Source organism: Marinobacterium sp. xm-a-152, assembly GCF_013282965.1.
Lineage (GTDB): Bacteria > Pseudomonadota > Gammaproteobacteria > Pseudomonadales > Balneatricaceae > Marinobacterium_E.
This window is the reverse complement of record NZ_WBYI01000004.1, coordinates 182,702-195,812: the sequence shown is the minus strand read 5'-3', so window position 1 is coordinate 195,812 and position 13,111 is coordinate 182,702. Positions and strand designations below refer to the sequence as shown.

At 50.0% G+C, this 13,111-nt stretch carries 13 protein-coding genes; 5 read left to right on the top strand and 8 right to left on the bottom strand.

What is annotated here, in order from left to right; genetic code table 11:
* The first annotated feature begins 35 nt into the window (after positions 1 to 35).
* Positions 36 to 869, top strand: coding sequence for a 6-carboxytetrahydropterin synthase (locus XMA152_RS05385; protein ID WP_173482969.1), 834 nt, complete (start codon positions 36 to 38; stop codon positions 867 to 869).
* Here XMA152_RS05385 and panC read toward each other — a convergent pair.
* The 6 genes from panC to dksA form a co-directional block, all read right to left on the bottom strand.
* Positions 866 to 1,714 (bottom strand): pantoate--beta-alanine ligase, encoded by an 849-nt coding sequence (panC, locus tag XMA152_RS05380; RefSeq protein ID WP_173482968.1) that lies wholly within the window; start codon positions 1,712 to 1,714, stop codon positions 866 to 868. The genes XMA152_RS05385 and panC overlap by 4 nt on opposite strands.
* A gap of 3 nt (positions 1,715 to 1,717) precedes the next feature.
* The gene (panB, locus tag XMA152_RS05375; RefSeq protein ID WP_173482967.1) at positions 1,718 to 2,512 is read right to left on the bottom strand and encodes a 3-methyl-2-oxobutanoate hydroxymethyltransferase; all 795 of its coding nucleotides are present in this window, start codon (positions 2,510 to 2,512) and stop codon (positions 1,718 to 1,720) included.
* 35 nt (positions 2,513 to 2,547) lie between these two features.
* On the bottom strand, positions 2,548 to 3,030 hold the full coding sequence (gene folK, locus XMA152_RS05370; RefSeq protein WP_173482966.1) for a 2-amino-4-hydroxy-6-hydroxymethyldihydropteridine diphosphokinase: 483 nt from the start codon (positions 3,028 to 3,030) through the stop codon (positions 2,548 to 2,550).
* A gap of 1 nt (position 3,031) precedes the next feature.
* Positions 3,032 to 4,465: a polynucleotide adenylyltransferase PcnB gene (gene pcnB / locus XMA152_RS05365; RefSeq protein ID WP_173482965.1), complete on the bottom strand. Its 1,434-nt coding sequence runs from the start codon at positions 4,463 to 4,465 to the stop codon at positions 3,032 to 3,034.
* A gap of 386 nt (positions 4,466 to 4,851) precedes the next feature.
* Entirely contained in the window at positions 4,852 to 5,721 is an 870-nt protein-coding gene (gene gluQRS, locus XMA152_RS05360) for a tRNA glutamyl-Q(34) synthetase GluQRS (protein ID WP_173480255.1), read from the bottom strand.
* Positions 5,722 to 5,770: 49 nt separating this feature from the next.
* Entirely contained in the window at positions 5,771 to 6,202 is a 432-nt protein-coding gene (dksA, locus tag XMA152_RS05355; RefSeq protein ID WP_173480256.1) for an RNA polymerase-binding protein DksA, read from the bottom strand.
* Between the two features lie 171 nt (positions 6,203 to 6,373).
* Here dksA and XMA152_RS05350 point away from each other — a divergent pair, with 171 nt between their 5' ends.
* Positions 6,374 to 7,546, top strand: coding sequence for an aminotransferase class I/II-fold pyridoxal phosphate-dependent enzyme (locus tag XMA152_RS05350; protein ID WP_173482964.1), 1,173 nt, complete (start codon positions 6,374 to 6,376; stop codon positions 7,544 to 7,546).
* Here the strand turns inward: XMA152_RS05350 and XMA152_RS05345 are convergent.
* A complete protein-coding gene (locus tag XMA152_RS05345) occupies positions 7,543 to 7,857 on the bottom strand; it encodes a Rieske 2Fe-2S domain-containing protein (protein WP_173480258.1) in 315 nt (104 codons plus the stop codon). The two genes, XMA152_RS05350 and XMA152_RS05345, sit on opposite strands and share 4 nt — an antisense overlap.
* Before the next feature lie 52 nt (positions 7,858 to 7,909).
* Here XMA152_RS05345 and XMA152_RS05340 point away from each other — a divergent pair, with 52 nt between their 5' ends.
* A complete protein-coding gene (locus XMA152_RS05340) occupies positions 7,910 to 8,536 on the top strand; it encodes a hypothetical protein (RefSeq protein WP_173482963.1) in 627 nt (208 codons plus the stop codon).
* Here the strand turns inward: XMA152_RS05340 and XMA152_RS05335 are convergent.
* Complete coding sequence (locus tag XMA152_RS05335; RefSeq protein WP_173482962.1) at positions 8,500 to 10,044, bottom strand: bifunctional aminoglycoside phosphotransferase/ATP-binding protein; 1,545 nt, start codon at positions 10,042 to 10,044, stop codon at positions 8,500 to 8,502. The genes XMA152_RS05340 and XMA152_RS05335 overlap by 37 nt on opposite strands.
* 80 nt (positions 10,045 to 10,124) lie before the next feature.
* On the opposite strand from XMA152_RS05335, the gene mrcB reads away from it, so the two are divergent.
* The gene (gene mrcB / locus XMA152_RS05330) at positions 10,125 to 12,461 is read left to right on the top strand and encodes a penicillin-binding protein 1B (RefSeq protein WP_173482961.1); all 2,337 of its coding nucleotides are present in this window, start codon (positions 10,125 to 10,127) and stop codon (positions 12,459 to 12,461) included.
* 62 nt (positions 12,462 to 12,523) lie between these two features.
* Entirely contained in the window at positions 12,524 to 13,108 is a 585-nt protein-coding gene (locus XMA152_RS05325; protein ID WP_173482960.1) for a type IV pilus biogenesis/stability protein PilW, read from the top strand.
* Positions 13,109 to 13,111 lie beyond the last annotated feature (3 nt).

Sequence of the window (13,111 nt, the reverse complement as noted above, 5' to 3'; positions counted from 1 at the left end):
GCTAAAATAGCTGCACAAACTGTTAGGAGTCGTGTGTGAAGCTATTTGTTGATGATCTTACCCATGTTGATTTTACCTATCTGGACGCGCAACGCGGTCTTGTGGGTGAATCCTGGGCTGTCCGTTTAGAGCTGGACGGCCAATTAAACGATGAGGGGATGATTGTCGATTTTGGCATCGTTAAAAAGCGCGTGAAACAGTGGTTTGATGCTGGCTTAGATCACTCGTTAGTGATTGCCGATAAGACAGCTAACCTAAAGGTGACTACAGCAGAACAGAACACGACTGTGGAGTGGCTCTACCCATCGGGTGAGCCCCTTCGTTGCAGCGCGCCACATCAAGCGTTTGAGATCCTTCCCGTGGATGCGATAGAGCCTGAACCCGTCGCTCGTTGGTGTGAACAGGAGTTAGCTGCGATCTTTCCAACGGTCAGTGGTATCAAAGTGACTCTATACCCTGAGGTGATTGACGGTGCCTACTACCATTACACACACGGTCTACAGAAGCATGAGGGTAACTGCCAACGTATCGCTCATGGACACCGCTCAAGAATCCATATTCTAATTGATGGTGAGCGTGATCTAGCACTTGAAGCGCAGTGGGCAAAGCGCTTTGAAGATATCTACATAGGGACAGAAGATCATGTCGTCAGTCGTACCGAACAGTCTGTCAATTTTGCCTACCAAGCACCTCAGGGGGCATTCAGCCTGACGCTTCCTACCTCAGTGGTCTACATGATCGACACGGAATCTACCGTGGAGTTGATCGCCAATCATCTGGCGCAAACCATTGCAGCAACCCTACCTGGAAAACAGATTGAAGTGCGTGCGTTTGAGGGGATTGGTAAGGGTTCGATCGCAACGGCTTAGCGATCGAACTCCAGATTATCAATTAGACGAGCGTGACCCAAATAGGCGGCCGCTAAAATCACCAATTGAGTGTCATCCGGTGTCGCCGGCTGAAGCGTATTGCGATTAACGATATGCACGTAATCACGACGGAACCCTGCCTCTTCTAGTGCTTCACTCGCTTTGACCTGTAGCACTGCAAACTCATTGCTACCCGCTTGAACCTGATCACGGATTTGGCTCAGTTGCTGGTAGAGCGCTGGCGCTGCAGCCAGTTCGCTGTCGGTTAGATAACCGTTACGAGAGCTCAGGGCTAAACCTGATTCAGCACGGGCTGTCTCTTCCCCAACAATCTCAATGGGCATCGATAGATCATCGACCATACGGCGGATCACGTGCAGCTGTTGAAAGTCTTTTCGTCCAAATACCGCTAGGTCAGGTTGGACCAAGTTAAACAGTTTATTGACGATGGTCGTGACACCGCGGAAGTGTCCGGGGCGGCTAGCACCGCAGTAAAGATTAGAGACTTCTGGCACTTCAACAAAGGTCTGTGAATCACGACCCTTGGGGTAGACCTCTGCCTCAGCTGGCGCAAACAGCAGATCGCAACCAAACTCCTTCAGACTCGCCTGATCCTCTTCAAGGGTTCGAGGGTATCGTTCCAAGTCGTCAGCGTTATTAAACTGTAACGGGTTAACGAAGATCGATGAGACAACAAAGTCTGAAAGCTCGCGAGCCCGAATCAAAAGATTTAAGTGACCTTGATGAAGGTTGCCCATGGTCGGCACGAAGCCGATCTTTTTACCTGCAGCACGTGCTGCAGTGACCGCAGCTCGAAGCTCGGCAATGGTCGTAACGGTTTTCATAGATTATTCGAAACTGTGCTCTGGGCCAGGGAATGTGCCGCTTTTAACGTCGGCAACGTACTGTTCAATCGCCTCTTGGATCGAGCCAGCACCTTCCATAAAGTTTTTAACGAATTTGGGACGCCGTCCAGGTGTAATACCTAGCAGATCATGCATTACAAGCACTTGAGCATCGGTAAGATTACCTGCACCGATGCCAATCACTGGGATGTCGAGGTTTTTAGTGATTTCACAGGCCAGTAGGGTTGGCACACACTCTAACACCAGCATATCTGCGCCTGCGTCCTGTAAGCGCTGAGCGTCCTCAAGCATCAACGTCGCAGCATGATTGTCGCGTCCCTGTACCTTGTACCCACCCAATTTATTGACCGATTGTGGTGTTAAACCTAGGTGTGCGCAGACAGGTACGCCTTGGCGGCTGAGTGCTGAAATGGTGTCAGTTAACCAAGCACCGCCTTCCAATTTGACTATGTGAGCACCTGCACGCATCAGTTTTGCGGCACTCTCTTCCGCTTGCTGAGTGTTTGAGTAGCTCATAAAGGGCAGGTCAGACACGATCAGCGACCCTTGGTTGCCCATAGCCACCGCGCGAGTGTGGTAGGCCATATCGTCAACCGTTACCGGCAGTGTGCTGGATTCACCTTGCAGAACCATGCCCAATGAATCACCGACCAGTATCAGGTCTACGCCAGCACTGCTGGCGACATGGGCGAAGGTTGCATCGTAAGCAGTTAGAACCGCAAACTTCTCTCCCGCCTGTTTTTTCTCAATTAAACGGTGCAGGCTTGGTGTGCTCATTTAATCAGTCTCTCTATTCGATAAGATGCGCACTATTATAGTGCGATTGGTTCCAGTGTGCCCATAGGACATTCCAGCAAAATTTCGCTTAGGTGATCACCATTTGGTAGCACTAAATTGGGTTCAATCTCAGCGAGAGGGTAGAGGACAAAGCTTCTCTCACGCATAAAAGCGTGGGGTACAGTAAGTCGCTCAGTGTTAATGACTTGATCACCAAAGAGTAAAATATCCAGATCTAAGGTTCTCGGCCCCCAGTGTTGCACTCGAACACGATCATGGGACTGCTCTATCGCTTGCAGTTCATCCAACAGTTGTTCAGCTTCTAAGCTTGTCTCGAGGCAAGCAGCCGCATTGATGTAGTCGGGTTGTCCAGGAGGACCCACTGGGTCGGAGCGATAGAGTCTGGAGTGCTCTACTAGCTTAGAGTTGGGAATCGCCTGAAGTTCTCGCAGAGCGTCAGCCACCTGCTGTAGAGGATTCTCTAAATTGCTGCCCAATCCAATATAGGCGCGAATCATCTTATGACTGCTCTTTTGGCTTACGATTAGGACGGCGACGGCGAGAGCGTTTGCGGCGCTCTTCAGCGGGTATCTGAGGACGAGCATTGGGTTGGCTGTTCTGGTATTCGGTCCACCAACCACTGATTCCGTTAAGATCTTCACCACTCTCTTCACGCAACACTAATAGATCGTAGCCAGCACGGAAGCGAGGGTGCTCCATTAGTTGATCGGCACGATCGCGGCGCATTAGACGGTGCTGCATCTCCCAGATTTCACGAATCGTCGTGGAGAAACGTCTTGGAATGGCAGTCGCTCGGACCTGTTCACCTAGGATCTGATTAGCGGCCTCGTGAAGTCGCTGTAGAGGCGGTAGGTCTTTATGTCCTTCAAGATCACGCATGCGATCCACCAGCGGGTACCAAAGCATCGCTGCAAATAGAAAAGCGGGGTTGACGCTCTTATCCTGAGCAAGACGGCGATCAGTATTGCGTAACGCATTGTTAACGAGCTGCTCGACTGGGTACTCATCGCTACCTAACATGCGATCAGTGGCCGGTAGAAGGTACTTAAATAGATCAAAACGGAGCAGTTGGCGAAGGCAGGCTTCGCCGTAGCCGGTTTGTAATAGCTTAAGTACTTCATCAAACATGCGAGCAGGAGCGACTTTGCTGATCAAGCCACCCAGTTTATGAATCGGTTGGGCGGTGTCGGGGTCGATATCAAAGCTCAGTTTTGCAGCAAAGCGAGCGGCGCGCAGCATACGAACAGGGTCTTCTCGGTAGCGCTCTTCTGCATCGCCGATGATGCGAATGCGTTTTTCAAGAAGATCTGGGTAGCCGTTGGCAAAGTCATAAACGGAGTTGTCTTCAACGTTGTAGTAGAGCGCGTTAATCGAGAAGTCGCGGCGCTTTGCATCCTCTTCGATCGTGCCGTAGACATTATCACGCAGCAGCATGCCAGAGGCGGCCTGTCGTGATTGATCCTTAGAGGTTGAAACGCTGTCGTGTCCGGCACGGAAAGTGGTGACTTCGATGATCTCTCGACCAAAACGGACGTGGACGATCTTGAAGCGGCGACCAATAAGTCGAGCACGGTTAAATAGGGGTTCTGCTTGCTCAGGGGTTGCGGAGGTAGCAACGTCAAAATCTTTAGGGTTTTTGCCGACCAGAAGATCGCGTACACAGCCACCGACTAGATAGCCATCGTAGCCGTTATCAAGCAAACGGTAGACGACACGCATGGCATTGTCATCCAGAGCGTGGCGAGGAATGTTATGGATCGACTCGGGAACAACGCGACGTTCACCTTCCGGCAAAATGGCTGTGACTAGATCATCCGCTTGGGTGTTTTCAATATTGGCTTCAGTGATCGGTGCCGCTTTAGTACGAAGCGCAAAATAGAGGCCAGCAATCGCGGCAATGCCCAAAAGGAACAGAACAATTTGAGAAGTCATTTAAAAACAGTTCGAGTCAAAATACAAAGGCGCTAGTCTACCAGTAGTTAGTAAGAATTAATAACCGGTCTGAAAATGTCTTATATAAAATGAATTTTAGAGGGGTAGGATTTGCGTTTGGGGGTTCGAGCGTGAGGCTGCCACCAATAATTTGGTGTTATTTTTATTGTCCCTTGCGGTGACAGTCCTCACGATCGAGTAATGCTCCATTTTTATTTTTATTCGGAGCAGGTATTTCGTCGGCACCTTTTGCTCTTGTTATTTTTATTTGAGCTAAGTATTGCGCCGTCCTTTCTTGTTGTTGTGGAGCGACTATAGGTAATCCATTAGCTCTATTCAACCCTAAAGTGAAAAAAATTTAACACTTCATACCAAAGTCTAAATAACTAGCTGTTTTTAATAACTTTTGGAACTTTTTGTATATCCCAAACGTCTAGTGCGAACTGAATAAAAGTCTCTACATCGCTCGGTATATCGCACTTTTCATCAATCTGCCCAAGCCTAACCATCGCCTTTTTAAGTTGTTTAATGATTTCCAATGGTTCTGTTGGCAAGGCGCACGCAAAGGTCTGTTTCGATAGTTTTTGTCCATCAGCGGCTAACACCAACGGCAAATGAGCATATTTCAGCAGAGGGTAGTCCTGTGTGAGCTGCAGTGCTCGCTGTTTATGCGTTTCATCAAGCAGATCTGACCCTCTAACAATGTCAGTCACTCCCTGTTCATAGTCATCCAGTACGACTGCAAGCTGATAAGCAACAATGCCATCACGACGGTAGAGAATGAAATCACCAACCCCTTCTGAAGGAGTCGGCTGAGAGCCTTGAAGGAGGTCATCAAACCCTGAACATTGCTCCACTTTAAATCGGACTGCGGTTGGCTCTTTATTGGCAGGGTGCAGCAAACAGTACCGATCGTAATGCGGTAAGGCGTGCCGACTCTTTAAGTCCGTTCGGCTACAACCACAGCGATATGCCTGCCCTTGAGCGATGAGCGACTGAAAGAGATCAGTGTAGCGATCGATTCGGTCAGTTTGACGCATGACCGTTTTATCCCAATGGAGACCGTAGGCTTCTAGCGCTTCAAGAATCGCCTTTTCATGCGCCTGCTGACAGCGTGGTTGATCAAGATCCTCTATTCGGACTAGCCAAAGTCCATGATGCTTTTTAGCTTCTAGGTAACTGGCCAGCGCGGTTAGCAGTGAGCCTTCGTGAAGAGGGCCTGTTGGAGAGGGGGCGAATCGACCAATGTAGTTCATTGTATGAATATAAAGGACATAAAAAAGCGCGGTACAAACCGCGCTTCTATTATTTGCCTGTCTGCTTTTCTTTTATCTCTGCAAGCGTCTTGCAGTCGATACAGAGAGTTGCCGTTGGTCGAGCTTCGAGTCGGCGAATACCGATCTCTACACCGCAGGCTTCACAATAGCCGAAATCGTCTTCATCGATTGACTCGAGTGCTTTATCGATCTTGCGAATCAGCTTGCGCTCACGATCTCGTGTGCGAAGTTCAAGGCTGAACTCCTCTTCCTGGCTGGCACGATCGGCAGGGTCAGCAAAGTTGCTAGCCTCTTCCTTAAGGTGGTTGATGGTCATATCGACCTCTTCCATCAGTTCGCGCTTCCACTCTTTAAGAATAAGTCGGAAGTGATCCTTCTGCGCATCGTTCATGTACTCTTCTGAGTCTTTGATGTCGTATGGCGCAATGTGAGTAAAAGATTCAGTATTACTGCTTGGCATAGTGTCTGCCTCGTACCCTGTGATTGTATTATTGCTCTCGATTATTGGGTAATACGTTGGATCGAGAGAGTCCGTTTTTTAGTAAGTCAGCGAAGTTACCAGAACAGTATAAAGATGGCTAGTCTCTGTTGGTGTAACAAGTATACTGTGTCGATTCGATCGGGAGGTGATATGTCTAAGAGTTGGAGTCAGCGTTCGCAGTTAATTGAATCCTTTAAAGTGATGGATCTGCTTAAACACGCTCATGCGTTAGCCGATCAGGGGCGCTCTATCATCCATTTAGGGGCGGGCGAACCCGATTTTGGTGCGGCACCCCAGGTGATCGAGGAGGCAAAACGTCTGCTGGACACTACCCCTATGACCTACACACCGGCAGCAGGTATTTCGGGTCTTCGTGAAAAAATTGCAGCCTTTCACCAACAGCGTTACGGGCAGAAGATCGCCGCAGACAATGTGTTAGTCACAGCAGGTGCTTCAGCTGCACTGCAATTGACCTTTGCCCTGTTAGCCAATCGTGATCAAAAGATATTGATGGCCGATCCAGGCTACCCCTGTAATCGTCAATTTTTGCGCATAGTGGAGGCCCAAGCGGTCTCTATTCCCGTGGATCATGAACAGAACTACCAATTAACCGCTGAATTGGTTGAGCAGCATTGGGATGAACAGACTGCAGGCGTTCTTATTGCCTCGCCAGCTAACCCAACCGGAGCGGTCATCGATCCACAAGAGCTTGCCAATATTGCAGCAACGGTCTCTCGTTTAGGTGGCACCTTGGTTGTTGATGAGATCTACCACGGCCTAACCTACGGTGCAGAGACTCCCAGTGCCTTTAGCATCTATACAAACTGCATCGTGATCAACTCGTTTTCAAAATATTTCGGCATGACGGGCTGGCGCTTGGGTTGGTTGGTAGCGGATGCATCAGCGGTGGCTGAAATGGAGAAGATGGCACAAAATCTCTACATTTCTCCCACGACCTTGTCTCAGTATGCTGCGCTCAGAGCATTCGAACCTGATGCGATTGAACTGTTCGAGTTGCGAAGAGAGGAGTTGCAGCAGCGACGTGATCGCCTGTTAGAAGGGCTCAAGCGAATTGGTTTTAAAGTCCCTAGAACGCCAGCGGGTGCTTTTTATATCTATGCCGATGCTTCAGACTTGTGTGATGACAGCTTTAGTTGGTGCTGGGAGTTACTAGAGAGGGCGGGCGTGGTCGCGACGCCTGGTGCCGATTTTGGTGAGTATCAGGCGCACAAATTTGTTCGCTTCGCTTACACCACCTCTTTGGCCAATATCGATGAGGCGCTTAACCGAATTGAACAGTTTGTCAGCGACACTAGAGGTTAAATCGTTAACCTAATATTCCCGTCGATGATTTCAAAGGGGATCGCCTCTAACCGTTCACCTGGGCAGGGGCCCGCAATGCATTCACCCTCGTTTATCGTGAAAAGTGCGCCATGCGTGGCGCATTGGATGAACTGCTTTTCGACATCCAAGAAAGTGTCTGGTTGCCACTCTAGGCGAATTCCGCGATGGGGGCAGCTGTTTTTGAAAATTGAGAGTTGGTCGCCCTGTTTTACAACAAAAAGGGATAGGCCCTCCCGTTCAAAACCACGGCTTTCACCGTCGACTAAATCCGATACACTGCACAGAATCATGGGTTTCACCTAAAATTTTTTCAAATTTTAATGCTTTATAGAGAGAAACGGTATGCCTGATCATCCCTTTGAACGTCACAGAGTCAGTGTCATCTTGCAGGCCTACGACGTGGATCTGTTTAGCCATTTTCCTGAGTTAAGTCAGGCTCTCTCAAAGTTTAATCTTGATCCTGATATGAATGTTTCGTCTCTGCTTCTGCAGGCCGGTCACTCTTCGGGTGCTGGTGAAGCCTTATTCGAATCGCGCAGTGAAAGGGTAAAAACTCAGTTGTTACTCGAATCAATATTGCAGCGCCCCTTTAAAACGCTCTCGAGAGGCGAGAGACAGCGTGTGCAGCTGGCCTGTGATTTGGTGAGTCGCCCCAATGAGCCCAGCCTAATGTTAATTGAAGAGCCTTGCACTGCAATGGATGCCGAGTTTAAACGTCGGGCAGGGGAGCTACTTAGATCGTTTAAAGAGGAGGGCTATGCGGTTGTAGTGACCCTGCAAGAGGCGAGTTTAGCTTCACGAATGGGGGACTGTTTTTACCTACTTGGCACGCAAGGTTCAGTTGCGGAGGGTGATCATTCCATTTTGACAACTGCTCACTTAACTCAGCTGTTTGAGGTGGATGTCGAGATCGCAGATCCCACTGAGGAGGGTTACCCGCAGTTTACCGTCTTTGGCAGTAGCTTCTGATCAATCAAGTATTGAATGATCTTAAGGTGCGCATTCTCTTCGCTGGTATCGATGTGAAGGGCGATCTTCTCTTCCTCTTCACTTAATGGCTCAGCGACGCGTTTCTGCGCTTGCATCACTTCAATGGTGGCATCCGTTGGGTCTTCACGCTCTTCAGATCGTTTAGCCAGGCGCGCCTCGATGACTTTCTCTGGGGGTTCGCAAGCGATGATTCGTGCTGGGCAGCCCAGCTCTTCGGCCAGTTGCAGAAACTGTCGACGTGAACGTTGGCGAATGTATGCGGCATCCAGAATCAGAGTCTGGCCCGCTTCTAACAGAATGCCAGAGACGCGCTTCATCTCTAGGAAAGTGCGCATATTCATGTCTGCACCGTACATCTCAAGGCTTTCACCTTCGCGAGACGCTTTGCGATAGATCTTTTTACGCTCAGCACTTGATCGTACACGAACACCGGAGATCAGCTCGGCTAATTTGCTAGAGATATGTGATTTACCGGAGCCGCTAATCCCCTGCATCATCACCAACATCGGTAGTGGCGCAGCCGCGTATTCGGCGGTCAGTTTAAGGTAGTGTTGGAACTCAGCAAGATTGGGTTTCTCGCCTAACATGGCGACTTTCGCTCGTACCATCGCGCGGTGCGCTTTGTAGTAGGGCAGTAGAATTAACCCTTCGTAATCGCCGGTGATCTCCATATAGCGGTTAAGACAACGGTTCGCCCAACGAGGGTGGCCGCTAGCCTCTAGGTCCATCAACAGGAAGCCAAGGTCCGACATCTTATCGATCCAACGGAACTCTAGGTTGAACTCAATGCAGTCAAACACGAGGAGTGAATCACCATCTAAGGTGATGTTGCCCAGGTGAAGATCACCGTGACACTCACGAATCGAGCCATCGAGCTTGCGACGACGCATTAAGGGTTCAAGCAGTTGGTAACGATCTTTAATGTGCTGCCAAAGACGGTCGAGCTCTTTGGCATCCTCTTCGGGAATAAGCGAACGATCGATGTCCCTGTAGTTATCTTCGGAAATGGCGGCAATACTGTCGGGTTCGCCCCATGGACTTCCGGGGGCAACAATGGGTGCGCGCTGATGGAAGTCAGCAATTTTATCAGCCAGTTTATCGATCCAGTTGGGGTCGAATTTGTAGACGTTTAGTAGCTCGGACAGCAGAAGCCCTGAAGCAAACTCACGCATTTTGACGGCGTATTCGATCGGCCCACCTGTCGCTCCAATCACTGGATCGCTCTCAGTACCGCCGATAGCCACAACTTCAATATAGGTATTTTCAGAAAGACGTTGATTGAGGCGAAGTTCCTCCTCACAAAAGTACTTTCGCTTCTCAAGTGTAGTAAAATCTAAAAATCCAAAGTTGACCGGCTTTTTGATTTTGTAGACGAACTCGCCGGTTCTGATAAGCCACGCGATGTGCGTCTCAATCACTTCAAACTCGCTCACCTCATGCGGGTAGCAAGCTGGATTGAGTAGATTGTTTACCAGCGTGGATTCCATAGTTCGACTAAACTGCCCTTACTAAACATAAGCTGGCCTAACGAAATACGCACCAGCGGGTCGAAGATTATACTGAGAAGATGACAAAAAAGAGACATCAATCTAAGCAAACCAAAGCAAAATCGAGCCGCAGTTGGGCTAAATCGCTGTTTTGGTTTCTTTTTAAATTGGGTTTAGTCGCCACGGTTGTTGCTGCGGTGGGTCTGGTCTACCTCGATGCGCAGGTGCGTGAAAAGTTTGAAGGCAAACGCTGGTCGTTGCCGGCTAAGGTCTATGCACGCCCATTAGAACTCTACCCAGGCCAACGCTTGGACTCTGCTGCTTTGCAGCTTGAACTAAAAGCGCTGGGTTACAGTATTGGTAATCAGGTCAATCGCCCTGGCACAGCGCGAGTCAGTGCCAATCGAGCCGACATCTACACTCGTGGCTTTGATTTTCCTGAGGGCGCTGAACGATCAAAACGCGTCACCCTTAGCTTTCAGCAAGGCCAGATAGCCCGCCTGATGGATGCTAATAATCGCTCCATGACGCTGGCGCGTTTAGAGCCAGTGCTGATAGGGGGGATCTACCCCGGTGATAATGAAGATCGTGAACTGGTGCGTATTCAAGATGTGCCCAGTCTACTGCCCCAGGCCCTAGTTGCCGTTGAAGATCGGGCCTTTTACGATCATTTCGGCATCTCTTTGAAAGGCATTGCCCGTGCGATGTGGGTCAATCTTCGTGCGGGTCGATTTGTTCAGGGGGGGAGTACCCTCACTCAGCAGTTGATCAAGAACTTCTACCTGACCTCTGAGAGAACCCTCTCGCGTAAATTGCTTGAACTGCCGATGGCGGTTCTGTTGGATCTTCACTACGAGAAAGATGAGATTCTTGAGGCCTATCTTAATGAGGTTTATCTGGGACAGGATGGCGCGCGTGCGATCCACGGTTTTGGTCAAGGTAGCCTCTTCTACTTCGGCCGTCCCGCCGCTGAACTCGAGCTGCATCACATTGCATTGCTAGCTGGGTTGGTTAAAGGGCCTTCTTATTATGATCCTCGGCGTCACCCAGAGAGAGCTCTAAAACGCCGTGATCTGGTACTGAAACTGCTGTTGGATCAAGCGATGATCAGCTCCAATCAGTATCAACGTGCGATACAACAACCGCTTGATGTCATTAAACGAGGCACCCGTTTAAAAGGGGCTTACCCAGCCTACCTCGATGTGGTTAAACGTCAGCTTCGACAGGAGTATCGCGAAGAGGATTTGAATTCTGAGGGGATTCGTATTTTTACAGCACTGGATCCTTTAGTGCAGCAGAATGCGGCTTCTGCGTTAAGTGAACGTATCGCGTTGTTAGAAAAACAGTATGGCAAAAAAGCACAGCCTCTGCAGGGCGCAACGGTAGTCACCGATCCGCAAACCGGTGAGCTGTTGGCGGTCATTGGTGGACGTAATGCCCGATTTGCTGGGTTTAACCGGGCCTTAGATGCTCGCCGTCCGATTGGCTCCCTAGTTAAACCGGCGACCTTCTTGGCCGCGTTAGAGAAGGGGTACACACTCACGACTCTTATCGAAGACAGCGCCTTTCAGATGCAGCAGCCGGATGGGTCTGTCTGGTCACCTGAGAACTTTGACGGCAAAGAGAAGGGTATGGTGCCTCTATACGAAGCGATTTCACGCTCTTACAATCTCTCTTCTGCACGCCTAGGCTTGGATATAGGAGTCGATTCGGTCATCGATATGCTGAAGCGTCTAGGTGTTGATTCAGAGATCAAACCCTACCCATCACTGCTATTGGGAGCGCTTAACTTGGCCCCTATTGAAGTGGCACAGGTCTATCAAACGCTGGCCGCGAATGGGTTTAGAATGCCGCTTCGCGCCATTCGTCGAGTCACCGACGCTTATGGGCAAGAGCTCTCTCGCTACCCCTTTAAGCTCAATCAAGTCGTGGATCCTAAACAGGTTCACCTGATTCACTATGCTATGCAATCGGTGGCTCGTGAGGGTACGGCTAGATCCCTCTACAGAACGCTGCCCAGCAACTTAAATGTGGCGGGTAAAACAGGGACATCCGATCAGCAGAGAGATAGTTGGTTTGCTGGATTTACCGGCAGCCGTTTAGCCGTTGTTTGGGTGGGTAGGGATGACAATGCGACCTTACCCTTTACTGGGTCAGGTGGCGCATTAAAGGTGTGGACGGATCTGATGAAGAGAGAGCAGCCCGAACCCTATTTAGCTTTGAAACCTAGAGAGGTTGAGTATGTTTGGGTCGATGCGGCGCAAAATGTTCAAACCGATCAGCAGTGTGATGGGGCTCGTTCAGTTCCCTACATTCAGGGCACAGAGCCTGTACAGCGAGTCAGCTGTGGTGGCAAACGCAAACCTGGGGAGGCGATTAAATCGCCATTAGACTGGTTCAAAGGTTGGTTTAATTAGATTTTCTGCAATCAACTGATTATTCTTAGTGCGTCTTAAACTTGAGAACATCGAGCCGGTTCATGAATCTGTACCAATCTTTATCCATTACAGCTGTGCTGACCTTGCTGGTCGGTTGTGCGGGTCCAAGCCCTTACCTCACTCCGGTAGAGGAGCGCGATGTGTCGCCTCGCAATGCAAAGGTTGCCCCGGGTGCGGTTGTTCCGGTGGAACCACGTGGTGATGTGAATGTTGCACCTATCTACGATGTGCCGAACTTCGCACCAACTCAACCTTCACAACAACCCGCTCAAATTGCTCCCTCTGAGCCGCTCGCGATTGATGAAAGCTCCAACTCAGCAACAGTATCGTTGCTCGCTGAAGCAAAACAAGCCGCAGACAGAGGGGATCTGGCAGCTGCTGAATCCCAAGTTGAGCGCGCACTGCGTATCTCACCGCGCGATCCTCAGGTCTATTTGCATTTAGCGTCTATTAAACGCCGCCAGTTGAATCTGATTCAGGCAGAGCAGGTTGCGCTAAGAGGTGTTGCCGTTGCAACGGGACTTCCCGATTATCAGCGCAAACTCTGGCGTGAACTGGCATTGATTCGCGAACAGGCAGGGGATGCAGCTGGCGCCGCTGCTGCACGCGCAGAAGCTACTCGATAAGTT

What these genes read in the sequence shown, in the direction of transcription:
- panC (WP_173482968.1), bottom strand. Translation starts at nt 1,714, where the DNA reads ATGAAAACCGTTACGACCATTGCCGAGCTTCGAGCTGCGGTCACTGCA.
- panB (WP_173482967.1), bottom strand. Translation starts at nt 2,512, where the DNA reads ATGAGCACACCAAGCCTGCACCGTTTAATTGAGAAAAAACAGGCGGGA.
- folK (WP_173482966.1), bottom strand. Translation starts at nt 3,030, where the DNA reads ATGATTCGCGCCTATATTGGATTGGGCAGCAATTTAGAGAATCCTCTA.
- pcnB (WP_173482965.1), bottom strand. Translation starts at nt 4,465, where the DNA reads ATGACTTCTCAAATTGTTCTGTTCCTTTTGGGCATTGCCGCGATTGCT.
- gluQRS (WP_173480255.1), bottom strand. Translation starts at nt 5,721, where the DNA reads ATGAACTACATTGGTCGATTCGCCCCCTCTCCAACAGGCCCTCTTCAC.
- dksA (WP_173480256.1), bottom strand. Translation starts at nt 6,202, where the DNA reads ATGCCAAGCAGTAATACTGAATCTTTTACTCACATTGCGCCATACGAC.
- XMA152_RS05350 (WP_173482964.1), top strand. Translation starts at nt 6,374, where the DNA reads ATGTCTAAGAGTTGGAGTCAGCGTTCGCAGTTAATTGAATCCTTTAAA.
- XMA152_RS05345 (WP_173480258.1), bottom strand. Translation starts at nt 7,857, where the DNA reads ATGATTCTGTGCAGTGTATCGGATTTAGTCGACGGTGAAAGCCGTGGT.
- XMA152_RS05340 (WP_173482963.1), top strand. Translation starts at nt 7,910, where the DNA reads ATGCCTGATCATCCCTTTGAACGTCACAGAGTCAGTGTCATCTTGCAG.
- XMA152_RS05335 (WP_173482962.1), bottom strand. Translation starts at nt 10,044, where the DNA reads ATGGAATCCACGCTGGTAAACAATCTACTCAATCCAGCTTGCTACCCG.
- mrcB (WP_173482961.1), top strand. Translation starts at nt 10,125, where the DNA reads ATGACAAAAAAGAGACATCAATCTAAGCAAACCAAAGCAAAATCGAGC.
- XMA152_RS05325 (WP_173482960.1), top strand. Translation starts at nt 12,524, where the DNA reads ATGAATCTGTACCAATCTTTATCCATTACAGCTGTGCTGACCTTGCTG.